Below are 26,004 nucleotides of genomic sequence, written 5' to 3'. Positions count from 1 at the left end.
CCTCCACCACATAGCAGGGAAGCGACACCCCTTTAAATCTTCACCTCAGCCCGCCCCCTCAGCGACTCATTCGCCCGGATCACCGCCATAGCCGACCCCAACCCTACCCGCGCATCCGAGATCGGCTTCGTCCCCGTCCGCACGCAATACACAAACGCCCGAGTAGCCGCCGTAGTCGGGTCCTCCGCCGTCATCACATCCACCGGCTTACCCGCCCCCCGATAAGGCATCTCGCTCGAAGGCGCATACGACGCACTCGTCACCAGTGCATCCTTCCCATTGCCCACCGGCACCGCCCGCGTAATCTTCTTCGGCTCATAGAAGAACGAAGCATCCTCCAGCGTCAAATTCAGCGAGCCCTTCGACCCATAGAGCCAAAGCTGATCCCCCATCTTCGCGTTATCCGTCACCGAGCTAAAGATAAACCGCCGCCCCCCGGAGTAGCTCAGCACCATCTGCACATTGTCATCCGTCTCCCGCCCATCGTGATACCGGCAGATCGACCCCGACGCCATCGCCGCCTCCGGATTCGCCCCAAATACCCAGTTCGCAATATCGATATGGTGCGACCCCAGCTCCGCAATCAGCCCCAGCGACCACTGGTGATACAGCCGCCAATTGATCAGCCTCTCCAGCGATGACTCCGGCACCGGCCGCCGCCAGTCATTGTTCCTGTGCCAGTACCCCGCAATATGCGTCACCTCGCCAATCTCCCCCTGCTGCACCCTCGCCACCGCCGCCCGTATCCACGGCGAATACCGATACTGATGCCCCACCTGGTAGATCACCTTTTGCTCCCCCGCAGCCGACACGATCGCCTGCGCCTGCTCCACCGTGTACGCCATCACCTTCTCGCCATACACGTTGTGCCCGCTCTTCAGCGCCGCCAGCACATGCTCCCCATGCAGACCCAGCGGCGTCGCCACGATCACCGCATCCAGGTCCTTCCGCTCCAGCAGCTTCCTGTAGTCGTCATAGTGCGCCACGTCGTTCGTACAGACCCGGCTCAACTGCTGAAACCGCAACGGATAAACATCCGCCGCAGCCACCACGCTCACCCCCGGCACCCGCAGAAAGCTCCGGATCAGCTCCTGCCCCCGGCTCCCAGCGCCAATAATCCCCATCCTGAACGGTGTCGAAGCCTTCGCCGGAGCAATCTGCTTCGCAGCCTCAGCCTCCGCCCGCTCCGAAGCCTGCACCTCCGCACCCAGCGCAGAGCCAGTCATCGTTGCGGAAGTTGACGAGTAAAGTGCAGCAGCAGTAAGCCCCTGGTTGAACATGCGGCGAGTGATCAAGATCGAACATCCTTTTCTACTTCGTAGTTGTCGACGGCGCACAAACACCGCCCGGCCAGTTTATGGAAATACAGCTCTCCGGGGTAGTCGCATTCAGAAAAATCAAAGCCCGCACTGACCCAAACGGCTTCAACACCGCCCTCGCCCTCTCCGGCGGCAGCACAAACACCACCGTAGAAAGCGCATCGCTATCCGTCGCGCTCTCGCTCACCACCGTCGTCTGCAGCACACCCTCCACCGGCCGCATCGTCAGCGGATCAAAGATATGGCAGTACCGGTGCCCATCCTTGATAAAAAACTTCTGCGTACAAGCCCCTGAAGAAAGCGACATATCCTTCAACATCACCGTACTCGCCACCCGCCCCACCACGCGAGGGTCCATCACCGTCACCGGCCAACCCTCCGTCCCCGGCGGCGCGCCCATCCCATAAACCGTACTCCCACCCGCCGAGATCAGCGCCGTCCTCACCCCCGCCTCCCGCAGCACCGTCACCACCCCGTCCACCGCAAATCCCTTCCCAATACTCCCCGGATCGAGATCCAGCGCCCGCCCCGGCACAAACCTCACTGACCGATCCGCCGCCCCCAGCCGAATCCTCTCCCACCCCAGCGTCCCCCTCAGCCCCTTCAACTCCGCGTCGCTCGGAATCCTCCCCCCATGCTCATAAAACCCCCAAGCCCTCAGCAGCGGCCCCACCGTAATATCGAACGCCCCATCCGACCGCTTACTCCAGAACACCGCCCGCTCCAGAAACCGAAACGTCTCCGGATCGGTCGTCACCGTCCCCGCCCCAGCCTCCCGACCAATCCTGGAAAGCTCGCTCGAAGGCCTGTAGTTACTCAGCAGCTCCTCCAGCCGGTCGACCTCATCGAAAGCCGCCTCCGCCGCCGCCCCCGCGGCCTCCTCATCCCGCGCATAAAGGTCGATCGAAAACTCCGTCCCCATAGCCCGATGAACCTCATGAAACCGCTGCAGCCCCTCCTGCCCCGGCAGGGCGCCTACCATCCCCAACGCCAGCAGCACCCCGGAAAGCTTCATCCAACCCATGCAGCCAGTCTGTCCTCCCCCATCACTCGCGTCAAACCACGACCTCGGCCGACCCTTGGTTAATTGAGACCTGCAAACCCTTTTATTGCAGCAACTTACAACTATTTTCACGAAAAACAACCGTAAAATCACTTGTCAAGCCCCTAGCGGCCCGAAAAATCCCGTAACCAACTCATCCCAAATCACTTACAAGCCAAAAATAAATGGCGTATTTACCCCATTCACCTTGGTAAACTTAAAGAGTAGACAAAATCTCAGGACGAACCACCGTCGTGAGCCAAGTCTTTACCGTTGTCCGACTCGAAACTCACAACTCGAAACTGTTCAACGTACGCCGTTGCCTGTTTCTAGCTGGAAGCTGACAGCTCATAGCTGACAGCTGGAAGAAAACCCATGTCCAGACCTAAGCCGCTTGTTTCGAATACTTTACATACTTTCACCGGGGGTGGGGAGCCCCAACGAATGACCAACGAAACCACAGCATCCGCACGCTACCAATGCCGCCACATCCACACCGACGGACGCCGCTGCGGCAGCCCAACCCTCCGCCACGAGCACTTCTGCTACTACCACCACACCACCCGCAAACCCATCCCCCGCGCCGACCTGGAAGCCCGTTACGCAGACCAGAACCGCTGCGCCCCCTTCGACCTGCCAATACCCGAAGACCGAGCCGCCATCCAGCTCGCCATCGGCGAGATCCTCCGCCGCATCGCCGCCAACCAGCTCGACAACCGCCGCGCCGGCCTCTTACTCTACGGCCTCCAGATCGCCGCCACCAACCTCCCACCCCAGCGCCAGCCCGCCACCGAACCCAAAGCCGAAAGGGAACTAGTCGAAGACACAGTACAAGACCCCACCCACGGCACCCTCGCCCCGGAAGCCGAATACGCCGCCCCCAAAGGCGAAAAGACCCTTGAGCAGATCCTCAAAGAACGATGGGCCGAAGACAAGGAAGCAGCGGCAGAGAAAGCAAGACTCCACCCACCCGCTCCCGAGCGCCCCGACTATGTCTGGAGCGACGAAGAAGAGGGCCTGGTCCTCAAAGCCGTAGCCGAAACCATAGTCGCAGCCACAAGCCCCAAACCCGCCCCAACCAAATCCGCCTTGGTCGCTTTTATCCCTTGTTATCCCCGTAATCTTTCACCAGGGACCAGCACAATCTCAAGCACACTGATTCAGCCGTCGCTGCGAGTTCAGCGCTCTCCGTCTCTCCGTAAAGTCATCCTCCGTCAGCAGCGCTCGCAGCCGCAGGCTCGCACGCAGCAGCCTGGACTTCGCCGCCGCCTCCGTAATCCCCACCGCCGCAGCCACCTGCTTCACCGGCATATCGCCCCCATGCCGAGCCACAATGACGTTCCGCAGCAACGGCGGCAACTGGCTCACCGCCTCGCGCAACTGCCTCACCTCCTGCAGCCGCAGGCACATCGTCTCGGGACTCGGGGAAGGATCGGCCAACTGCCGTGACAGCCACGTATCCCGGTCAGGATCGCTGTCGATCGAAGTCTCAGGACGATTCCGCCGCTTCCGCAGCAGCATCAGAGCCGAGTTCACCGCGATCCGCGTCAGCCACGTAGAAAACGCAGACCGCCCATCAAACGACTTCAAATGCACCAGCGCCCGGATCGACGTCTCCTGCAGCACGTCCTCCGTATCCTCCGCGTTGCGCGTAATCCGCCGGATCGCCCGCGCCGCCATCGGCGAGTGACGCCGGTACAGCTCAACGTAAGCATCCTCATCGCCCGCCTGGGCCAGCGCCACAAGCGTCTGATCCGGCAACCCGCCCATCGGATCGATGCGTTCAGAAGTCCAACTGTGATTGAGTTCGATCATGTGCCTCCCAGGCTCGGGGCACTATACTCAGCCCCACACGATCACACCCTATGCCGGCCCAACCGCCGAATCTTGCAGGAACACATCGTTTTTTGTAGGAATGAGCGTAAAGCCTCACCAATCACGCGCAGCACTAGCAGGAGACATAACATGCATTATCGGACATAAGAGATAAAGGCAGAAAGACACGTGGAATAACTTGAACCTTCTTTCATCCGTCTTAGAAGTATGCTGAGGATCAAACTCCACTCAACCCAATGACTCGCCGCCGACCTCCAAGCCATCGCACCACGTCCCTAGGTCTCCTGGCCCTGTCAGGCATGGTTGTCTACCCAGCCGCTGCCCAGACCTCGGGCCTCGACTCCAGCGCACCCGCCGCCTTCACCGCCGGCGGCCAAGTCCTCAATGCCCTCAACGGCACCCCCATCCCCCGGGCCCTCGTTACACTCGGCGGCCGCCACGTCCTCACTGACGCCTTCGGCCACTTCGAGTTCCTACAATTTACCGACCAGCAAGCTCGCCTCAGCGTCGTCAAGCCGGGCTACACACAGTCACTCGACCCCACAGAAGCCCTTGCCGGTCATACGGTTACAGGCATTACCTCAAGCATGAACTTGACTCTATACCCCGATGCCCTCATCACCGGCGTCGTCACCGGCAGCGACGGCCTGCCTGTAGCACGCGTACCCGTCACCCTGTACCGCGAGGATCTCAACGAAGCCACCAGCCGCAGTCTTCCGGCCGGCTTCACCCAGACCGACACACACGGAGCCTACCGCTTCGAGCAGCAGCCCGGCTCCTACCGCGTCCATCTCGGCTACGCACCTCACGTCTCGGAGGCCGGGGATGCCATGCTCCCCATCGACTTTCCAGAACAAACGGACAGTGAGCGGCCCGCCATCTTCTTCGCTGGCCCGGGAGAGACTCGCCAGGTAGACCTCCAGCCGCAGACCAGCGCGGCGTATCCAGTCAGCTTCCACGTCGATACAGAGACAGCAGGAGCCGGTCTGCAAGTCATCTGCACCCCCAGCCAGGGTTCAGCCTTCACCGTCTTCGCCCAGCCATCCCGCACGCGGGGCGACTATCACCTCGACCTGCCCTCCGGCAGCTATCAGCTTCACGCCATCCTGATGGACAGGGACGGTCAACAGGAAGCGCTCGGTAAGGTAACCGTATCCGGCAAGTCTGTCGATGGCCTCCTCCTGCATCTCGCAGCCGTTCCCCGGATACCTGTAGAGCTGATCGTCGACCCCGGCTCATCGACAGGAACTCAGTCCCAGGGCACCCTGTCCTCCGCCCCCTCAACCCCTCGGTTGAATCAGTTCAATCTGCGCCTGCAGCGCGTAGGCGCACGCGATCAACCCGGACAGGGCGACATCGTCCTGAACAGCCGGGCGGATCAACCAGGCCAGTTTCAGGCCGCCTCCGGCAGCTATCGCCTGAGGGCCCAGGCCAGCGGAAGCTGGTACATCAAAGCCGCGAGCTACGGAAGCTCAGACCTGCTGTCAGGTAGGCTGGTCGTCGCGGCCGGCGCAGACGGAGAGACCATCCGCGTCGTCGTCAGCAACCTCGTCGGACAGCTCTCCGGCTCGCTGCTCGCGGACGGAAAGGCCGTACCCGGAGTCGTCTACCTCATCGCACACGAGCCCGGCATGACCCCGGTGCGCAGCCTGCGAGCCGGGTCCGGCACCTATAAGACAAGCCTCCCGCCCGGCACCTACACAGCCATCGCGTTCTCACAGAGCTTCACGGGCGATCTACGCGATCCAACCGTAGTAGCAAAGCTCAGCGGCGCTCAGAATATTGACGTCACACCAGCCGGAGCCGCGGCACTTGACCTGACGATCCAGCCCCAGGCAGGCCCTCAATGAAGCTGTCTCCCTGGCGCCTCACTGCTCTTCTGCTCATGCTAGCTCTTCCCTGCTGCCGAGCGGCCTTTGGCTCGGACGCGTCCGGCGCGCCCGTCTTCCGTATCTCCGGCATCGTCCTGAACAGTCGAGACGGCTCACCGGTCGCTCGCTGTCGTGTCTCCGCGGATCAGGTCGGCTCGGCAGCCCGAGCGGATCGTCCCTCCCAGCAATCCGCCCCCGGTGTCGCTCGCAGAGGTCCAGGCCAGCAGCGCAGCTTCGGTCTCGGAAGAGGTCAGAATAACGTCGCACCACAAGGAGCGCAAGACGCCGTGGTAACAGACGCTCGCGGTAACTTCAGCCTGACCGTCTCGCACGCCGGCATGTGGCGCGTCACAGCCGCAGCCCGAGGCTTCCATAGCCAGGCTTATGAAGAGCACGAGGGTTACTCCACCGCAATCGCCCTCACAGCGGCGGTCCCAGACATGGCTCTCAGCTTCCGTATCAACCCGGACGCGGTCATCACCGGCATCGTCTTCGACGAGGCTGGCGAACCAGTACGCCAGGCTCAGGTGAGCGTCGAAACGCTGGGAGTGAAAGAGGCCGGAAGAGCCCCGGCCAATCAGGCGGCTGGCTTCGCCCAGACGGATGATCGCGGCCACTACGAAATATCCAGCCTCACGGCGTGCGACTACCACCTCAGCGTTCAGGCCCACCCCTGGTACGCTGCCGGAACGAGCGGGAGGGCCGTCGCCTCGGACCCGTCGCTTGACGTGGTCTATCCTGCAACATGGTTTCCTGCCGCCCTTGACGCAGCCTCCGCAGAGACGATCCACCTGCGACCCGGCGAAGAACGTCAGGCAGACGTCCATCTCACTCCACTGCCGTCCGTCCATCTGAAGATCCCACGCAACGACGCCAATCTCCCGGCCGGCAGCGAGCCGCGCGGCATTCGTCCACCCATGATCTCCTCCATCTCCAACTCGGGTGCCTTCATCGGTATGCCCCAGGTCACGACCAGCGCGACCGAGTGGGATATGGGCGGCCTTGCCCCGGGAACCTACCAGGTCCGGGTACCAGGAGCGTTAGGCGAGACCCCTAGCCTCGTTCAACTGAAGATTGGCCCTGGGTCCTCCACAGTAATCGGCCTTGAAGGAGCCTCCGCGCCTTCCAAGGTCTCCATCTCGATCGATGGCGTCCCGGATCGCACCGTAGAACGCGTGATCTTGACCGACGTCGACAGCGGTCAGACCTACGTCTCCAACATTCATCGCAAAGGCAGAGGACCAAACATCCAGTCCGACTCAGACAGCGTGGACGACGACGTAGAGGAGGGAGTACGGTCGATCCTTGTGCCGCCCCATCAGTACGAGGTCTCGCTCGTAGGCTCAGACGGTGTCTTCCTCACCGGCATCCAGGCGACCGGAGCCCAGGTCAACGGACGGACAGTGGAAGTCATGGGTGCAGCTTCAAGCCTCATCATCCACGCCGCGACCGGACGCGCAGAGGTCACCGGCGTGGTAAGCCAGTCAGGGAAACCGGCCTCCAGCGTCGTGGTGCTTCTGGTTCCAAGCACCTTCGGGCAGCCGAACAATCTCACCGACGTCGGCCGCGACCAGACCAACACCGATGGAAGCTTCATCCTCCAGAACGTGATCCCCGGACAGTACATTCTCGTAGCCATCGACCACGGCTGGGAGGTGAACTGGCACGATCCAACCACGCTTGCCCGCTACCTCTCCGCCGGCACCCCGGTCCTCGTGAAGGCTTCCGCTCACCTCCACCAGGACATTGAAGCCTCCTTGCCTTGAGCCTTGGACGAGATTTCAAGGTTCGTCTGTGGTAGATTCAGAAAGTCGAGTAAGACGTGGACAGATGGCCGAGTGGCTGAAGGCGCACGCTTGGAAAGCGTGTATACCGCAAGGTATCCAGGGTTCGAATCCCTGTCTGTCCGCCATTTCCCTGCTGGTTGAATCTGTGGGTTGAAGTCGTCGGCTTGAAGTGGCGTGAAGAAAAGCTAGCATTTCATTGGCATACTAGTAAGCCTCCACCAGATGCGTTTGCTAAGAGTCGGACTCAGGTGTTGATAGCTTCGGCAAGTGAACTAAGGAGTCGATGTAAGTTCAACTGAACAAGCCCCGATTCCAGGCATTCCATCGAGCCGTCGCTCCGTGATTACCGCATGTGCTTGATGACGGTTCCTTTGCCTTCTGTCACCTTGAAGATTCCGTCCATCCCCGGTTGTTTCACGACCTCTATCAGCCCGCTCGGCCAATGTATCTCAATTTTGGCAATTGTTGTAGATTTGCCCAGTCCGAAGTGCAGTCGCGGATCGGAGGATGACGCATAGCTGCCGCCGCTGATGACGTCCTGCCGCTGGGTGAATCCGTTCGCTGTCAGGTAGACCGTGGTTCCCATGGCATCCCTTGGACTCTTTGATCCCCCAATCATTTTGAATTCGATCCAGTGATTCACGGTGTCGCTTACGTTGCGGAACAACGACGGTCCCTCATCCATGTTGTTGACGACCACGTCGATGTGTCCATCGTTGAAGAGGTCGCCGTAAGCCATGCCGCGAGCCGATGCGACCTTCGCCAGCCCGCTTCCCTCCACTGGAGGCACCACGGATAGTTTGCCGGCGTTGTTGTGAAAGAGCAGCAAACGCTGCTTCCAGCTTGTACCCCAATTGGTCTCATCGACGGCGGGGTATACGTGACCGTTGACACTCATAAGATCAAGCCAGCCGTCATTGTCGTAGTCGAAGAAGCCGGTGCCCCAACCCAGGAATGGGATCGTCGGCTCCGCGATCCCATACTGGTAGCTGACGTCAGTGAAGTTGCCGTCGCCATCGTTGCGATAGAGCGGTTTGTAGTCGTCTGAGAAGGTCGTGTTGAAGAGATCGATCAGGCCATTGTGTAGCATATCTCCGGCGGCGATCCCCATTGAGGCCGTCTCGCGTCCGCTCTCGTTGAGCGCGTACCCGGACGCAAAGCTAGCATCTTCAAAAGTTCCATCCCCTTTGTTGATGTAGAGGTAGTTTGGAGTTGAGTCGTCTGCTACCAGCAGGTCCAACCGGCCGTCGTTATTGACGTCGACAAACAGCGAAGCAAGGCCGTAGTACGCAGCCTTCTGGTCTGATACGCCAGCCTTTACGCTGACATCGGTAAATGTTCCATTCCCGTTATTGTGGAACAGATGATCAGGCTCACCTTTGAGGCCGCGCGGTCCGCACATCACGTTGACTCCGCGAAAATTACACCGCCCCTCAGCTGCGGCGCTCCCGGCAGCTGGCGGCGGATGCTGCAGGTCGTAGTGCACGTACCCCGGCACAAACAGATCCAATCGCCCGTCACCGTCATAGTCGCCCCAGGTTGCGCCCGTCGAAAGATTACCCAATTCGACGCCTGCCGCCTTCGCAACATCGGTAAATGTTCCGTCGTGGTTGTTGTGGAAGAGCCTGTTTTCGCCGTAGTTGGAGACAAAGAGATCCGGCCAGCCGTCGTTGTCATAGTCCGCTGCGACGACGCCGATTCCCCAGCGACCGTTTCCCACTCCGGCTTTGGCGGTGACATCTGTAAATGTTCCATCGTGATTGTTGTGGAAGAGAGCGGCCTGAGGCGGGGCAGCTTTCCCCGCCATCGCCTCATAGGTACTCCCGTTGACCAGATAGATATCTAACCAGCCATCGTTGTCATAGTCCAGGAGTGCTACCCCTGAGCCCAAGGTCTCAAGGATGTACTTCTTCTCCGGTGTACCCATCCGGTGACGCCAACTGGAGAGTCCTGCACGAGCAGCCACGTCATCGAACACATGCGGGCCTGAGCTAACGAAGCCTCCAGCAGTAATGGGACGCCGCTTTTCATCGAGCACTGCCGCGCGTGCTGCTCCGGTATTAACGCTCATCGTGCCGGATTTTTGAGAGTCACCCTGAGCCTGTGCCGAGTGCTGCAGCGCACACAGCCACAGGAGCAGCAAGACAATCCCGCGAGCGTTGCCGATTTGTAGATCCACCGTCATCTCGCAATCTAACCCGTCGGTGTTGCCTGAGGGCTTCTCATCGGGCTGGCGATTCTGACTCCCTGACACTACGACGGCGCCACTTTTCAGCCAACGCCTTGTCATCGAGTGCCCGAATAAACAGGCCGCCCACGACGCTTCTCGCTTGGAACCCTACCTGCTTCCCAGAGAGGGTGTCATACCAGTCTGTAAGTGGAACCCGGCTCGTCGTTTCAGTGGACCAGAGATAGATGGGGTCCACCAACGCGTTGAAGTCCTCTGCTTTCTCAGCCAGCGTGGCAGTCCAGAGGGTCCAGTCATTCTTGGTGTAGGTCGCACGGCTGTCCAAGGGCAGTCCGTATTGATTGATCTTCGTCTTGTAGTATGCAATCTCAGCATCCCGCACGCTGGGAGGAAATAGGTTGTAATCCAGGACCTTATCCCAAACCAGGTTGTACTTCTGGCTCCATGTACCGGGACTATTGAAGGCCAGTTTATAGTGATCGCCTTCCTTTGCCATCCCGACCCATTGGCCGGCCATCGTCTTCGCCAGTGCGCTGTATTGCTTTGCTTCGGAGTCATGATGCAGCAGCTTGGCCAGATCCGCGTACGCGCCAAGCCCATCGATCGCCTTGATGGAGAGGTTGCTGTTGTGCGCGACATGACCAGCGAAGTCGTCGGTGGTCAATTGGTTCTCTGGATCGAGCCCGTGGGTCTTGAGGTACTGCGCCCACTGTGTGAGTTGGGGCCAATAGCGTTCAGCCAAAGTTGTTGTGTGGCCCGTCCGTGCAATACCATCCACAAGGATAAGAAGGTTTGCGCTCTCCTCGACAGGCATTTGATTTTCTTCTGTCTTCTCGCCGCCCCCGTACTCTTGGCCATTTGCCAGGGGATACTGACCCAGATCATGGGGCGCAAACGGGAAGTGCCAGTGGTTGGGCATGGCTGCATATTGGAGCACCGGCCGGACCTGCGCTTCAAGCAGGCGAGGATTAAAGAACAGGAACAGTGGCGCGGAGGGGTACATCACATCGACGGTCGCGATATCGCCGTTGGAAAAGTTCTCCTTGGCAAACAGCATAGGTTGACCATCGCCATCGGCAACGAGCTTGTGAGCTGCGATGGACTGCCGATAGCTGAGCGTGCAGAGCCACGCATAGTGCGCACCAGCAGTCCGAGTAAGATCTCCGGTCAGTTCCTGGTCGAACGCCACACCGCGCTTTTCGAGAGATGCATTCTCTCGCGCGGCTTCATCCAGCATCGTAGCGACCGGCTTCCCATCCCGCTGCCAGTAAGGACGGAGATTCTGTCCAAGGTATTGAATGGAGTAAGTATCGGTATAGCTGACGAGCAGATGCCGCGAAACACTCTGTGTGCCCACCGTACCCAGGTTCATGGCAGCCGCAAGATGAGGTGCAAACCGGTCCGTGGTCACTACACCGTCCATGACGTCAACCTCCGGGATCTTGCCGGTCGCTTGAAAGACCTCCTCAGGCTGGTTTGAGATGGACAACTGAGACCCTTCGCTTTGAGGAGCTAGGAGGTGAAAGTATCCCCAATCGATGCGAAGATCATCCCCCGACCGATTCAGCACCGCTTGGTCCCTGGTGCCGACAGAAACGACCTCCCCCGAACCCACTTTCTGCCGTGAATAGGTCACCGCCTGATGGTCAAAGCTGGTTGCAATCTCCGGAGAAGCATCAAGCAGAGCGGAGACCATGTGCTGGCTCCCATCGGTCGCCTTGGCAGTCCAGGTCAGGTACGTCACCGGACGAGACAGCACATCCAGATCATCCAGGAATGCCGGCGTAAAAAAAGCAAGCTCCACCTCTACGCCGCCGCCGGCAAATCGATAGCGCGTATGAGTGGGCGTCAGTTCCATTGCGGTCTGCTCCATCGCGGGCACCGATCCCGGATCACGACCCATGATGCGAAACGTCTTACCATCTACCCTGATAAGGCTCGCAAGAGGCTGGGGATGCCCTGTCCAGTGGCGGGTTGTCGAGTCCGTCAGCTTGTCGGAGTTGGACCAGACGCTGAAATAAGGATCGTGCGCGATGAGAGGTGTATCAGGAGGGCGCGGCGACGACTTAATGGGCTTGAGCTCTTGAGCGAGAAGCGGAGTCGTCATCAATGCGACTGTGAGCAGACTGGCGCGGAGGGATGAGTGGTGAACCATTGGTGTGAACCTCGAAGCGGTGCCGATGAAGAGATGAATTTCCAGTTTCAGATTGCGAATGAGGAAGTATTCTAAAAACGCAAATGTAACCGCGTACACGACCGTACCAAAATACCAGAATTCGCAGCTTCGCAAACCATAGAGCCGAGATTCTACGAATGAATATCAAAGCTGTCGCAAAGCGTGCCAACGTCTCCACCGCCACCGTATCGAGAACGATCAATGGATCTGACAAGGTCAGTCCCGAGACGGCCGCGCGGGTGCACCAGGCGATTGGCGACCTGAACTTTATTCCGAACACCAACGCGCGAGCACTCGGCTCAGGCCGCAGCAATCTGCTGGGCTTGATCATCTCGGATATTACCAATCCCTTCTTCCCGGAACTGGTCAAGGCGTTTGAGGATATCGCGATCGGGGAGGGACATGAGGTGCTGATCGCAAACACCAACTACGATCCTCATCGCACCATGCATTGCGTGACTCGCATGATTCAACGCAAGGTGGATGGCGTCGCCATCATGACGTCCGAGATGGACGAACATCTGATCGACTTCTTTCGGCGCAGCCAGATTCCGGTCGTCTTCCTTGACCTCGGCACACCGAGGCCCGGCATCAGTTGCATTCACATCGACTACTCCGCAGGAGTCGAGATGGCGATGAGCCATCTCGTTGGCCTTGGCCATAAACGAATCGCATTCATCAGCGGGCCAATGAGCCTGGCCTCCGCTCATACGCGTTACCGGGCATTCATGGAAAGCAGTGCACGCGATCATCTCAATGCGGACCCTGATCTCGTACAGGAAGGAAATCACCGCCCTGACGGAGGCTATGAAGCGATGAAGCGGATCCTGGCATCGAAGAATCGGCCAACCGCTGTTCTAGCTTCCAACGATCTCACGGCGATCGGCGCACTCGGTGCCATCTTTGAGCATGGGCTTCGGGTGCCGCAGGACATATCCATCATCGGTTTTGATGATATTCAACTCAGCGCCTACACGACTCCACCGCTGACCACGGTACACGTTCCGCACGGCGAGATCGCCAAAGTCGCTGTTCACGCTCTTCTCAGCACGAAACAAGAGACTGGCAAGAAGCTACTCCAGGGCGAACAGCACCACATTCGTGCCACCTTCCTTCAGCGACACTCTACGGGGCCTGTCCCAAAGCGCAGATCCTGACTCACGGTGTGGGCGACTGAGTGGAAGCCGGAGAGCCACCCGATCCGCTAAGCTTCCGCCAGTCGCTAAGAGTATCTGCCTTCTGCTTCTCGTCGCGTTCTCGTAAATGGTCGTAAGCCGCCAAGGCTCTTTGAGCATCTTCAGGCTTGTGCATCTTTCTGTAGAGCCGGGCCAGTTCATAGTAGGACCGCTTCCCTACCTCACCATTGAGATCACCCTGTGAGCTTCGTTCCAGCATTGCAGCCGCCTGGGCGTTCTGCCCATTCTCAGCGAGACCTCTGCCCAGGTAATACTCGGCTTTGGGTGAACTTCGGTAGACCTTCAACATGGCTGTCAGCAGCGGAATGCCACCCGCGTAGTCGCCCAGATCGATATCCGTGCTCCCGAGGTTGTACATCGCAATCGGATTCTGCGGGGACAGTGTGAGTTCCTGCAGGTAAGCCTTTTGTGCCTGCTCCAGTTCATTGAGATGTCGAAACGCATCCCCCAACCCTTCATACAGATCGGGATTCCGGCTTTCATGCACCAGTGCCGCTTGATACTCTGCGATCGCCTCACGATCCTTGTTATCTGCTGAAAAGAGTTCCGCTCGCACCTTGTGAACCTGCCATGCGTCCGGCTGCAGCTTCGCCATGCGGGCATAGCTTGCCTGGGCTACCTGGCTATGGGCGCGCCCCCGGTATTCCAGCAAATTCAGATCGTCTGGTGAGAGCTCAGAGGCTGCGTCGAGCGGACCAACCGCAAGCTCCGGCCGACCTGAAGCCAGCTCCGCGATCCCCAGCCAGGACAATGCCTCTTCGTTCTTGGGATTAAGCGCAATCTCCTGGTGAAGAGAGCTAATCGCCGCGTCCGTCTGCCCCGTCTGGTACTGGAAGATCCCCAGAAACATGTTCGCCGATTCCAGGTGCGAGTTGAGTTCCAAGGCCTTGCGGATCGTCTCGATCGCCTCAGCCATCTTCCCCTCCCGTCCCAGAACGAGGCCAAGATCGAGATAAGCCTCAGGCAGCTTCGGATCGAGCCGGATGGCTGAGCGAAACTCCCGTTCTGCATCCGCATTACGTCCTTCATGAAGAAAGGACGCTCCATGCTGAAAGGCCAGTTGCACCTCTGGCGACTGCGCACGGCTCATCCCCGTCGCCAGCAGCCAGGTCCCACAGATCCATGCCACACGCAGTATTTTTGTAACCATCATGGTGATTCCTGAAGCCTAAGCTTTGCGTTGCCGCGCTGTCTAATGACTTTGTACCTCGGCCCTGTTCTCTGGCATGTCAAGTAAGGGGAAAGCCGTGATGCGAAGTTTGGCCGCCGCGTACGGGACCAGGACCAGCGGAACTAATGGTGCTGAAGAACTTACAGGGCTTTCGGGGAGCGGACCAGCCGAGCCCTCAAACAGGGTCCAGGCAGGATCAAGACGGCCATAGACGGTGAGTTGTACCGGAACCTGTTGCGAGCTGAACGGCACCGGCCCCAGCAAGTCTGTCTTGACTGAAATCGTTCGGCCCGGATTGTTGGCATCCACAGCAAGAGCATAGTTCCAGGGTGTCTCGGACGTAATCTGCCAGTCTGCGGAAAGTTCCGCATGCTGATCCAATTTCTTCCAGTCCTGCTCCATCTTGAGCGAGAAGAGCAGCGGCCCGCGTTCCACTGCGACGGAGCCGCGATACCAGCGCGTCACCTTCGGTTCAAGCGGAAGCAACAGCTCAAAACGATCGCCCTCTTTCCATGTGCGCCGGATGGTGTGAAACAGACATCCATCCGGAGTACCGTTAGCCCCAGATCCATGCAGCCGGCCATCGTAAGCAGCTTGAGGACAGCCTGGGCGAATCGTCTCTGTGGCTCCATCATTGATGGTCAGCTTTGCCGCCGCCGCCCAACCGGGTATGCGAAGCACAATGGGCAACGAGGCAGGTCGTCCCGTATGGACGGTAAAGCGCAACATCCCATCGAACGGATAGTTCGTCTCTTCATCCAAAGTGAACGTCTTTGGCTGGTGAGCGCCTGACTCCTTCCCAGGCAGCTCGATCGTCACTCGATTCGGAGCATATGCCGTTGCGACGAGCCCTCCATCCGCCGTTCCCATCCAGAGGCTCTCAGCAAACTTCGGCCAACCCTGATGCATATTCGCCGTACAACATCCGAAGTGCGGCTCCAGTCCAAAAAGGTTCGAGTCCGGCCCGTTTGAGCTCCACTGCCGCTGTCCCCGAGTACACGCCACTTGGTTCGGCTGCTGATCGTACTGATGAGACCACATGTCATCGGAGATCGTGCCCGGCAGAGCATTGAAGGCAATACGCTCCAGCCGGTCTGCAAACCGTGCGTCCCCGAGCACTGCAAGATTGAGCTCCCACGAGAACATGCTCTCCACGACTGTACAAAGCTCAACGCCCTGCGAAGGGTTGTCCCCTGCAAGATGTTCGTCGCCGGAATACATGCCGTTTGGTAGCAGGTGATAGCGCTCCAGCTCGCCGATCTGCTGATAGACAGCGGCGCGATCTCCCGCGTGGCCCGTGAGCACGTAGCTGAGTGGAGATGCCTTCAGCGCCATGGCATTGTTGACGCCGTGCGCCTGCATCGCTCTGTCCGTGTTGTCGTGCGTGCGGTCTAGTCCAAGGCTCTGGGCCGTCTGCTTACCCTTGAACGGAAAGCTTTTGAAGCTCTCCTTCCAATCGAATCCTTGCTCCCGCAGCAGCCTGGCAAGTTCCATCAGCCTGGGATCACCGGTGCGGTTATAGAGCCATAGAACAGTTAAAACATTGTCCTGCCACCGATACCTCCCCCAGCTTGTAAGTGGTCGCTTCGGTAACTCTGCTAGCTCATACGTGAAGTAGCGAGTCATCAGCGGCTCGACGCGAGGATCACCGGTAGCCTCCTCGTACTGAGTCAGTACCTTGAGCATGACCATGCGGGGCCACCAATCGCTATTGCTTGTCGGGCCAATCTCTCCATCCGGACGTTGATGGGTCAGTGTCCATTCCACCCATGCGTTCGCCTTTTCGATGAGTTTCTGGTCCTTGAGCTCATAAGCAAGTGGCAGCAGTCCATCTACAAAGTAAGGTCCACGCTCCCACGCCTCCCCATCGCCGCCCAGCCATGCGCTCTTTTGGCTCACGTCCGCCCAGAATTCATCAAGATGCCCGGTAAGCCCCTTCGCCTGAATCTCGAGTTGATCGCGCAACCACCCGCGCGGCTCAATGGCGCCGAGCGGAAGCGGATCAAACTGATTGGGTGTCAGCGGTGCGCGATTCCGCACGACTCGCAGGGACGCACCTTGAGTGGTTGAGGGGCTCGGGGTCTGCGCCACAAGATGGGGGCGAATGACGAACGAACAGAGGGCGACAGCAGCCCAGAAACAACAACGAAATGTGGCATTCAGAGACGATTGCTGGTCTGAATTCAAAAACCGCTCCTTATGCTGGCGGATTTCTTACGGGATATAGGAATTCGCCAGCCAGTCTATCCTTGCGTGGGCTCGCGTGTAAACGGTTGCATCATCGTGTATCGTGTTGTGGTCGCCCCCAAGCCCTCAACGGCATCATTCTTTTCAAAAGGCCAGCCCATGAAGTTCTGCGTTCTTCTCCAATTCGCTCTCTCTGCCACCGTTCTCTTTAGCCCGCTGAGTCATGCTCAGCAGTCCCCTCGCTGGCCGGAACAACAAGCAAACGATTGGTATGCAAAGCAGCCATGGCTTGTGGGTGCGAACTTCATTCCATCGAACGCAATCAACGAGCTTGAGATGTTCCAGGCCGCGACCTTCGATCCTGCCAAGAACGACCACGAGCTTGGACTCGCAGAATCATTGGGCATGAACACCGTCCGCGTCTTCTTGCAGGATCAGCTCTGGCAGCAGGATCCAGCAGGCTTCAAGAAGCGGCTCGACACCTTCCTCACCATCGCGGCCAAACATCATATCCGCCCCCTCCTGGTGCTCTTCGACTCCTGCTGGGAGACCGATCCTCACCTTGGCCCACAACACCCGCCAATCCCCGGCATTCACAACTCCGGATGGGTTCAGAGCCCCGGCAAGGCTCGGCTTCTTGATGTCGGCGTTGAGCCTGAGCTCAAGGCCTACGTGGTTGGGGTAGTGGGTGCCTTTGCGAGCGACTCCCGCATCCTGGGCTGGGACGTCTGGAACGAACCGGACAACGGCGGTGGCGATAAAGCGGAGGATGTACCGGCGAAAGTGCGCCGGGTAAACCAGCTTCTTCCCAAGGCTTTCGCTTGGGCGCGTTCGGCGAAACCCACGCAGCCACTGACCAGCGGTGTCTGGACCGGAGACTGGTCTGATCCGGGTAAGGAGAGCGAAACAACTAAGATTCAACTTGCTGAATCTGACGTCATCTCGTTCCACAACTATGACTGGCCGGAAGGCTTCGAGGCCCGCATCAAGGAGCTTCAACCACTCCATCGACCTATCATCTGCACGGAATATATGGCACGCGGCGCTGGCTCTACCTTCGATGGCACCCTTCCCATTGCAAAGAAATATAACGTTGCAGTGATCAACTGGGGCCTGGTCGCCGGCAAGACCCAGACATACCTCCCTTGGGATTCCTGGCAACGCCCGTATGTCCTGATTCAGCCCACCATCTGGTTCCATGAGGTCTTCCGCAACGACGGAACGCCCTACCGCCAGCACGAAGTGGACCTCATTCGCCAAATGACCGGGCGCGGCACTGCTCCTTCCGTTCCTTCAACCGCGGGGGCTTCTCAATGAAAGCCGGGTGGCTGCACGTCAGTTGCCTACTCGTAGGACTGCAGATTTCAGCCAAGGCCCAGACGTCAGTCGTGCCTCCTGTGAAGGCGGCCTCCCCAGCCACGGCTTCGACCTCCACCGCAGCCGTTCCCGGTCTCTTCGTGGACACTGCTTCGAAGCTTGGCGTCACTTTCACAGGTTTTGCTCAACACACGCCGACCAAGTACCTGATTGAAACGATGGGTTCTGGCGTTGCCACCTTCGATTACGACAATGATGGCTTGCTCGATATCTTCTTCGTCAACGGAGCAGCGGTTCTCGATCCCGCTCCCAAGGGCACTGTTCCCAGCAAGACGGGACCTGCGGAGTGGAATCGACTCTACCATCAGCGCAAAGACGGCAGCTTTGAAGACGTAACAGAAAAGGCTGGACTGCAAGGTGTCGGATACGGGATGGGAGTAGCCGTGGGCGACTACGACAACGATGGCTTTGAAGATCTCTTCGTCACCGGTTATGGCGGCAACCATCTCTATCACAACAATGGGAATGGAACCTTTACCGATGTAACGGAGCCTTCAGGCACCGGAGGATCCACAACGCCGGGCCAGACCTGGTCCACATCAGCCGCATGGGTCGACCTCGATAACGATGGCCTGCTTGACCTAGTCGTCCTCCGCTACGTCAAGTGGGATTGGGAGGACGTCTGGTGCGGAGAGTATCGCCCAGGCTACCGCGCCTTCTGCCATCCTGACATCTTTCCCGCCATTGCACCGCTGGTATACCACAACGACGGCAAAGGCCGTTTCACGGAAATAAGCGCAAAGACGGGCCTCAACCTACCAGGCAAAGGCCTTGGCATCGCTCTCGCAGACTTTGACCGTGACGGAAAGATCGACATAGCCATTGCAAACGACTCCATGCCGGAGTTTCTCTACCACAACAAGGGAAACGGCCAGTTTGAAGAAACAGGGATGTTAGCTGAAATTGCTGTGGATGGTGATGGCCGGACCTATGCCGGCATGGGCATCGATGCCCAGGACTACAACAACGACGGCCTTCCTGACCTGATCATCACCAATCTCGCAAATCAGAAATATGCGATGTATCGCAACAACGGGGACGGCTCGTTCACCTACGACACATACATGAGCGGTCTCGCCCGCATGTCGCATCTCCACTCAGGTTGGGGGATCCACTTCTTCGACTACGACAACGATGGACTCAAAGACTTCCTCGTCGCCCAGGGTCATGATCTCGACACCGTCGAATTGAATTACCCACAACTGCATTACAAAGAGCCCATGATGCTCGCGCACAACTCCGGACAGGGTTTCGTCGATGTCTCGAAGTCATCAGGAGCAGTCTTCGCGGAAACATGGGTCGGCCGAGGTCTGGCAGTGGGCGATCTCGACAACGATGGGCGATTGGACGCCGTAGTCTCCACCAATGGGGGGCTTGCCCATATTCTCCACAATGAGATCAAAACCAGCAATCACTGGCTGATCCTCAACCTGGTAGGCCATACTTCGAATCGAGATGCCATCGGCGCAGAGATTGAACTGACCACCTCCGCAGGCAAACAGATGGTCACCGTCTCCACCGCTGGCAGCTATCTCTCTTCCAATGACAAGCGAGCCCACTTCGGCCTGGGACCGGATACTGGAGCCAAAACCATCAGGATTCGCTGGCCCAGCGGCGTAGTCCAGGTGCTGGAGCACATCGCTGGGGACCAGGTACTCAAGATCGACGAGCCTGCCCGAACGCCATCCCATCAGACGCCCAAATGACACCCGGAAGATCAAGCTTGCTTACAGGTATCCTCCTGATGGCCGTGCTTTGTGCTCCCAAATCACCCGCACAAAATGCGCCGCCACCCTCCCTCGCCAAAGCCCAGGAGAACTTCTCCGCAAAACACTACAAAGAAGCGGCGACTCAATCCGCCTGGCTGGCCGAACACGCGCTTGATCCGCATCTTCGTCTTACCGCCCAACTCCTGGAGGCCAAGTCCCTGGTCAACCTCCCGGACCTCCCTGCGGCCGAGGCGGTCCTCGATCGCTACATCTTGGCCACGCCACGGTCGTCGGAGGCTCTGTACCTTCTTGGCTTCGTCCTGCAGCGTGAAAACAAGCCGAAAGAGTCCCTTGCTATCTACACCCGGGCCGCAGCCATCTCGCCTCCCCAGCCGAATGACCTCAAGCTCGTCGCTCTTGACTACGTTCTCCTCAACGACTACCCGGATGCCATCCTATGGCTCAAACGATCTCTCGATGGTGATCCTGCCAATGCGGAAGCCTGGTACTTTCTGGGCCGTGCGAAGATGCAGGGCGGCGACTTCGTCGAAGCGGAAAAGGCCTTCCGTCGCGCTCTCACCCTTGCTCCAAACGATTCAAGGGCCTTGGATAACCTTGGCCTCTCGTTAGCCGCCCAGAATCGCACTGAGGATGCTGCACAGGCGTACAAAGATGCGATCGCCAGCCAGCCCTCAGACCACGCCACGTCCGAGCAGCCTTTTCTCAATCTGGGCACGTTGCTGAACGACGAGAATCACTCCAGCGAGGCGCTCCCGCTCCTCCAACGCGCCGCAGAGATCGCGCCACGTAGCGTCCGTTGCCAGGAAGAGCTGTCTCGAGCTTATCTCGCCACTGGAAATCAGCCGGAAGCGATTGCCTCCTTGCAGCGCGCACTGGCCTTGGATGGGTCCAATCCGAGTCTTCATTTTCGCCTTGGGCAGCTCTACCGCAAGGCCGGAATGACCGAAAAGGCAACCGCCGAAATCCAACTTAGCTCCCGTCTTTACGGCACTCATTCCACCGCACAGCCGCAGTAGAGATTCTGCACCCGTCGGAGGTTTCTACCCTCCACCGATCGGTTGAGACCGCTCTCCATCTGCATTTCAACAAAAGCATTGACAAAGCGCTTCGCGACCCCATAATATCCCGCCTGTTCAACAATGCAACCGGTTACATGATCTGAAACAGCGAGGCACTCTCCTCACTCGATCACTTCAGTGCCGCATGAAATTAGCCCCACCCGGATTTCGCAGGACGACATCAATCCTGCCGAAGCCGTGATCAAGAAGCAGTCGAATTTTTGGAGGAGTGAAGTGAGAAATTATTTGGGTGTGTTCAAGTACGTCGCAGCCGTTGTCCTGCTCTATTGCGGAGTGGTCTCAGCCTTCAGCCAGACCAATCAGGGCGTGATCGCCGGCAATGTCCTTGACTCCACCGGAGCCGCGATGCCCAACGTCACCATCACGGCGAAGAGTGAAGAGACCGGCTCGAGCTACGAAACCAAGTCCACCAGCGCCGGCAGCTACCGCTTCCCTTCCATCCAGCTTGGTCGTTACACCATCACGACGAGCTCACCTGGCTTCAGGCCGTCCGCCAATACCGGCGTTGAGGTTCGCGTTGGAACGGTAACCTCGCTCGACATCAACATCTCCGCCGGTGGGGCAAATGAGACGATAACGGTCGCAGCAGACTCCCCCCAGGTAGAAACTCAGTCCTCCGACGTCGGCGGCACAGTGACCACTCAGCAAATCATCGAGCTTCCCCTTGCACTCGGTGGGGTTGGTAACCTGCGTTCCCCCGAAGCGTTCGTCTTCCTCATTCCAGGGACTGCGGGTCCTGGAACAGGTAACAGCCCCAACGGAATTTTCATCTCCAAAATCGGCGGAGGACAAAACTTCGGCAACGAGGTACTCCTTGACGGCGCCTCTCAGACCCGCTCTGAGAACGGGTCTTCCTTCGACGAAGAAGCTCCCTCGGTCGAGGCCATTTCAGAATTCAAGGTAACGACCAGCACCCCCAGCGCGGAGTTCGGCCGCACTTCCGGCGGAATTGAAAACTTTGTAACGAAACAGGGCACGAACAAAATTCACGGCTCTGCATTTGACATCTTCCGAAATGAAGATCTCAATGCCAATGGCTGGTTTAACAACGGCTTCAAAGCGTTCTACCAATCGCAGGGTAACCCGATCGAGGGCACGTACAACCGTGGCAACGACAAACAAAACGATTACGGCGGCAGCATTGGCGGTCCGGCCGTCATCCCTCACCTTTACAACGGCAAGGACAAGACATTCTTCTTCTTTTCCTGGGAGCAATATCGCCACACGCTTGGTGGCGCCATCACCAGCACCGTCCTTACCACTCCTGAACGTGGCGGAGACTTCAGCGATCAGCTCGGCTCTCAGAAACTGGACGCCGCAGGGAACCCGATTCTGAATCCCTGCGACGGCACCCCGCTCTACAACGGCGAGATCTTCGATCCTCTGACCACCAGGACAGTGGGAGGTGTTCCCTGCCGGACGGCATTCGCCAGTGGCGGGAAGCTCAACGTCATCCCAGCCGGGCGCATTAGCCCGCTAACCTCGAAGCTCCTGGCCTACTACCCGACTCCCACTTCGCCGGGTATTTCTAACAACTACACCCTTAATACGTCCAGCCCAATCAGCAATACCACCTATACCATTCGTGTGGACCATAGCCTTGGACCTCACGATAAACTCTTTGGTTCATACAGCACACGCCAGAACACCCATAACAGCCCGACGAACTTCCAGTTACCTTCGCCAGTCACGCCTAACGTGCAGACACAGAACTTTATCACCCATTTTGGGCGCGGAGGATGGGATCATATCTTCACTCCTAGCCTCCTCAACCACCTGAATCTTGGCTACAACCGCTCCAATTCCATCAACGGTTCGATTGAATCCGGCACCGGCATCAACTACGCCCAGCAGCTTGGCATTCCAAACATCGTCGGCGGCTTCCCTGTGATCAACGTAACCGGCTACGTCTCACTCAGCCGTAATCAGAACGACGACAACATCGACAACGGTATTCGCTTCAATGATTCCGTAAGCTGGCAAAAGGGGCGGAACAGCTTCAAGTTCGGAGTGGACTACCGCTACCAGCAGTACTCCAGCATTGCCCACGATCAGGAGAACGGCTACTTCAACTTCAATGGGAACCAGACGAAGGCCGCAAAGCTGAGCCCCTACCAGGACGGGACAGGCCTTGGCGGAGCGAGCTTCTTCCTCGGCGCGTTCGATTCGGCAGGCGCCACCATCAATACCCACCAGCCGCGTTGGATTTCAAACTACTGGGCCGGCTTCATTCAAGACGATTTCAAGGTCTCGAAGGAACTCGTATTGAATATCGGTATTCGCTACGACATCGACCAGCCCCGCAGAGAATCAGTTAACGACACGTCGAACTTTAGCCCCACAGCAATCGATCCCCACAGCGGCCTGCCCGGAGCGCTCGTCTTCGGCACGACATGCAACTGCAATACCCGTTGGGCCGATACCTGGTACAAGGACATCGCTCCTCGCGTCGGCTTTGCCTACTCGCCCTCTTCGTGGAACAACAAGCTTTCGGTCCGTGCTGGTTTCGCAACCCTCTACGCACCGCTACAGTACTCGGACTTCGGAGGTTCGGAAACCGCAGGCTTCTCTCTCCCCATCCAGCAGAATAGTGATGGATTCACGAATGCGTATTCTATCGATAACGGTCTGAATCCATACGCAATCAAACCGAACCTGGACCCTGGTCTCTTCAGCAATGGGAACTCTGCCGCTCCCGCAAACTTCAGCAACTACATCAAGCCGTCCTACGGTCGTCCCGCTCAGGTCAACCAGTGGAACCTGCAGGTTCAGCAGGAGGTCGCCAAGGACCTGATCGCGACCATTGGCTACATCGGTTCGGCCGGTTCTCACCTCAAATCGGGCATTGAAAACGTCAACAATATCCCCACCTCGGCCTTTGGCTTGGGCGATATTCTCAACCGTCCCTTCTCAACCTATGCCCCGGTCAGCGGTGTCAAGTCGCCTTACGCGACCTTCAACACCAACGCGAACTACTATCAGGCACTTCGCCCATTCCCACAGTATGACTTCATCGCAACGGATTGCTGCCTTCAGAATGTCGGCCATTCGTCCTATGAAGCCATGATCGCTACCCTCGAGCGCCGCTTCTCACAGGGCCTTAACCTCCAGGCCTCCTATACCTGGGCCAAGTCGATCACCAACGCTGACTCAGCTCTTCCTGGAACCAACGCCGGCGTCAACCAGGAACAGGACCCAGCCAATCCGAAGAGCATCAAGGCTCTCTCGATCCAGGACATCCCGCATACCTTCGTCGTCAGCTACATCTATGAACTGCCGTTCGGAAAAGGAAAAGCATTCGGCAACTTCAGCAGTCCCTTCCTGAGGTCAGCGGTGAGCGGCTTCAAGATTGGTGCCGTGCAACGCTATCAGTCGGGCCAACCGACCTCCTTTGGTTGCGCCGATGGTATCCCGGGATTTCAAAACTGCATCGCCTTTAGTCGCGTCCCGGGCTCAAGCCTCAAGAGCCCCGCCTTCAATCATATTGATCCGTTCCGCCAGCTCAGAGCCAACTATCCAAACGTTGGCTCCGACCCTAACGTGGATAGCGAGTTCAACGGACTTACCAATACCGGTAACGCCGCGTACTCGCAATTCCAAAAGGCCCCAGCCATCTATAGCCAGAACAACAGCATCAACAGGAGCGCCAGAGCGGTTCAGTCCGGAAACTGCGCGACCTGCGACAACGGAGCCTTCCAGTTCGGAAACATCCCCCGCGTCACAGCCGAGCTTCGCAACTACAAGTACCTCAACGAGGATTTCAGCTTCCTGAAAGAAACGCCCTTTGGCGAAGGATCCTCCTTCATTCTGAAGATAGAGCTTCTCAACGCCTTCAACCGCCACGTCTTCGGAACACCGGATACCCAGCCCTACGACTACACCTTCGGTGTCCCGACTTACACCATCAACGGACCACGCCAGATGCAGATCACGGGCCGTATCCAGTTCTAGCCCTGCCTTGCATTCAGCTCTCAAACCATGTGGTACCTTCGGTGGAAGCGCAGATCGACAGCGCTTCCACCGACTTTTTTGCGCCATGATGCCTCTTCGCCAAGTGTTCCTCATCGCTGCAATCAGCTTGCCGCTTCGCCCTGCATGCGGTCTGTCGGTCTACTCATGGCAGGCGCCATCGCCCCAGGGTGTGGAAGCAACTCTGGCTATAGCCGGCCAAATGCTTGAGCATCATCGTTACCAGGAGGCTATGGAACACTATGAAACGGTCCTTGCCATCGACCCCCATTCCCCCCCGGCGCGCAAGGGAGAACTCTCAGCCGCAACCGCCCTTGCGCTTGAATCCCGCCACGCCGGCAACCAGCAAGCGGCTCTCCTGTGCCTGAGTCACGCCCGCAATTATCTCCCGGACGATCCCACCCTCCTTCATCATCTAGGCATTCAGCTTTATGACATGCACCAACTTGCGGCTGCAGCCGAGGCGCTCGCACAAGCAATAGCGTTGGCCCCCCATGACCCTGACAACGTTTACGCGCTCGCACGCGTGGAGCAGGATCAGCAGTCCTTCCCCGCAGCCGAACGTCACTATGACACCTATCTTGCCGCACGACCTGCGGACGCCTCGGCTCACTACGGTCTCGGCCATCTCCTCCAAATGGAGCAGCGCCCGGAAGAGGCAGACGCACAGTTCAATGAATCGATAAGACTTCAACCCCTGCAAACCGAGTCGTACTACCAGTTGGGCCAGATGGCGTTAGACGACCATCGCGACGAGGCGGCCAAACCGCTCTTCGAACGCACCCTCGCCCGCGCTCCAAATCACGGAGGAGCACTGGCTGGCCTTGGCATCCTGGCCTATCGACAAATGGACTATTCCACCGCCGTCGCATCTCTCCGCAAAGCGACCATCGCGGCTCCTGACTATCAGGTCGCCCACTACTATCTTGGCCTCGCGCTCGCCCGCCTCAACGACAAGGAGGCATCGGCCCAGGAGCTCAAGATAGCAGCCGATCTCGCAATCAAACAGCAGGGCAAGTCAGCCCCAATCTCATCTCAGCCGCTACCCTGACCAAGGCAAAATATCGAGCTGCATT

General features: G+C 58.4%; 15 protein-coding genes and 1 tRNA gene. 9 read left to right on the top strand and 7 right to left on the bottom strand.

Annotated features, from left to right (window positions below):
- Positions 1–32: 32 nt before the first annotated feature.
- The 3 genes from ACIX9_RS09240 to ACIX9_RS27680 form a co-directional block, all read right to left on the bottom strand.
- The gene (locus ACIX9_RS09240; RefSeq protein WP_013580212.1) at positions 33–1,295 is read right to left on the bottom strand and encodes a Gfo/Idh/MocA family protein; all 1,263 of its coding nucleotides are present in this window, start codon (positions 1,293–1,295) and stop codon (positions 33–35) included.
- A gap of 16 nt (positions 1,296–1,311) precedes the next feature.
- A complete protein-coding gene (locus ACIX9_RS09235; protein WP_013580211.1) occupies positions 1,312–2,343 on the bottom strand; it encodes an FAD:protein FMN transferase in 1,032 nt (343 codons plus the stop codon).
- Between the two features lie 1,164 nt (positions 2,344–3,507).
- Entirely contained in the window at positions 3,508–4,131 is a 624-nt protein-coding gene (locus tag ACIX9_RS27680; protein WP_408609727.1) for an RNA polymerase sigma factor, read from the bottom strand.
- A 365-nt stretch (positions 4,132–4,496) separates the two neighbouring features.
- Here ACIX9_RS27680 and ACIX9_RS09225 point away from each other — a divergent pair, with 365 nt between their 5' ends.
- The 3 genes from ACIX9_RS09225 to ACIX9_RS09215 all read left to right on the top strand — a co-directional run bounded on the left by ACIX9_RS09225 (position 4,497) and on the right by ACIX9_RS09215 (position 7,980).
- The gene (locus tag ACIX9_RS09225) at positions 4,497–6,047 is read left to right on the top strand and encodes a carboxypeptidase-like regulatory domain-containing protein (protein ID WP_013580209.1); all 1,551 of its coding nucleotides are present in this window, start codon (positions 4,497–4,499) and stop codon (positions 6,045–6,047) included.
- Between the two features lie 35 nt (positions 6,048–6,082).
- Positions 6,083–7,834, top strand: coding sequence for a carboxypeptidase-like regulatory domain-containing protein (locus ACIX9_RS09220; protein ID WP_198152186.1), 1,752 nt, complete (start codon positions 6,083–6,085; stop codon positions 7,832–7,834).
- A gap of 58 nt (positions 7,835–7,892) precedes the next feature.
- A tRNA-Ser gene (locus tag ACIX9_RS09215) sits at positions 7,893–7,980 on the top strand.
- Positions 7,981–8,198: 218 nt separating this feature from the next.
- Here ACIX9_RS09215 and ACIX9_RS09210 read toward each other — a convergent pair.
- Positions 8,199–10,040 (bottom strand): CRTAC1 family protein, encoded by a 1,842-nt coding sequence (locus tag ACIX9_RS09210; protein WP_013580207.1) that lies wholly within the window; start codon positions 10,038–10,040, stop codon positions 8,199–8,201.
- 37 nt (positions 10,041–10,077) lie between these two features.
- Positions 10,078–12,150, bottom strand: a complete 2,073-nt coding sequence (locus ACIX9_RS09205; RefSeq protein WP_049789412.1) for a glutaminase family protein — start codon at positions 12,148–12,150, stop codon at positions 10,078–10,080.
- Positions 12,151–12,356: 206 nt separating this feature from the next.
- Here ACIX9_RS09205 and ACIX9_RS09200 point away from each other — a divergent pair, with 206 nt between their 5' ends.
- Positions 12,357–13,376, top strand: a complete 1,020-nt coding sequence (locus ACIX9_RS09200; protein ID WP_013580205.1) for a LacI family DNA-binding transcriptional regulator — start codon at positions 12,357–12,359, stop codon at positions 13,374–13,376.
- A 1-nt stretch (position 13,377) separates the two neighbouring features.
- On the opposite strand, the gene ACIX9_RS09195 is transcribed toward ACIX9_RS09200, so the two are convergent.
- The gene (locus tag ACIX9_RS09195; RefSeq protein ID WP_013580204.1) at positions 13,378–14,568 is read right to left on the bottom strand and encodes a tetratricopeptide repeat protein; all 1,191 of its coding nucleotides are present in this window, start codon (positions 14,566–14,568) and stop codon (positions 13,378–13,380) included.
- 39 nt (positions 14,569–14,607) lie between these two features.
- Complete coding sequence (locus ACIX9_RS09190) at positions 14,608–16,626, bottom strand: beta-L-arabinofuranosidase domain-containing protein (protein WP_198152185.1); 2,019 nt, start codon at positions 16,624–16,626, stop codon at positions 14,608–14,610.
- 438 nt (positions 16,627–17,064) lie between these two features.
- On the opposite strand from ACIX9_RS09190, the gene ACIX9_RS09185 reads away from it, so the two are divergent.
- The 5 genes from ACIX9_RS09185 to ACIX9_RS09165 all read left to right on the top strand — a co-directional run bounded on the left by ACIX9_RS09185 (position 17,065) and on the right by ACIX9_RS09165 (position 25,979).
- Positions 17,065–18,090, top strand: coding sequence for a glycoside hydrolase 5 family protein (locus tag ACIX9_RS09185; protein ID WP_232298839.1), 1,026 nt, complete (start codon positions 17,065–17,067; stop codon positions 18,088–18,090).
- Positions 18,087–19,856, top strand: a complete 1,770-nt coding sequence (locus ACIX9_RS09180) for a CRTAC1 family protein (protein WP_013580201.1) — start codon at positions 18,087–18,089, stop codon at positions 19,854–19,856. The genes ACIX9_RS09185 and ACIX9_RS09180 overlap by 4 nt, the downstream gene beginning before the upstream one ends.
- 38 nt (positions 19,857–19,894) lie before the next feature.
- Positions 19,895–20,896 (top strand): tetratricopeptide repeat protein, encoded by a 1,002-nt coding sequence (locus ACIX9_RS09175; RefSeq protein ID WP_041597014.1) that lies wholly within the window; start codon positions 19,895–19,897, stop codon positions 20,894–20,896.
- 276 nt (positions 20,897–21,172) lie between these two features.
- Entirely contained in the window at positions 21,173–24,910 is a 3,738-nt protein-coding gene (locus ACIX9_RS09170; RefSeq protein WP_157477427.1) for a TonB-dependent receptor, read from the top strand.
- A gap of 250 nt (positions 24,911–25,160) precedes the next feature.
- Entirely contained in the window at positions 25,161–25,979 is an 819-nt protein-coding gene (locus ACIX9_RS09165) for a tetratricopeptide repeat protein (RefSeq protein WP_013580198.1), read from the top strand.
- Positions 25,980–26,004: the final 25 nt, after the last annotated feature.

The sequence above is a fragment of the Granulicella tundricola MP5ACTX9 genome (assembly GCF_000178975.2).
Taxonomy (GTDB): domain Bacteria; phylum Acidobacteriota; class Terriglobia; order Terriglobales; family Acidobacteriaceae; genus Edaphobacter; species Edaphobacter tundricola.
This window is presented reverse-complemented; position numbering and strand designations above follow the sequence as displayed.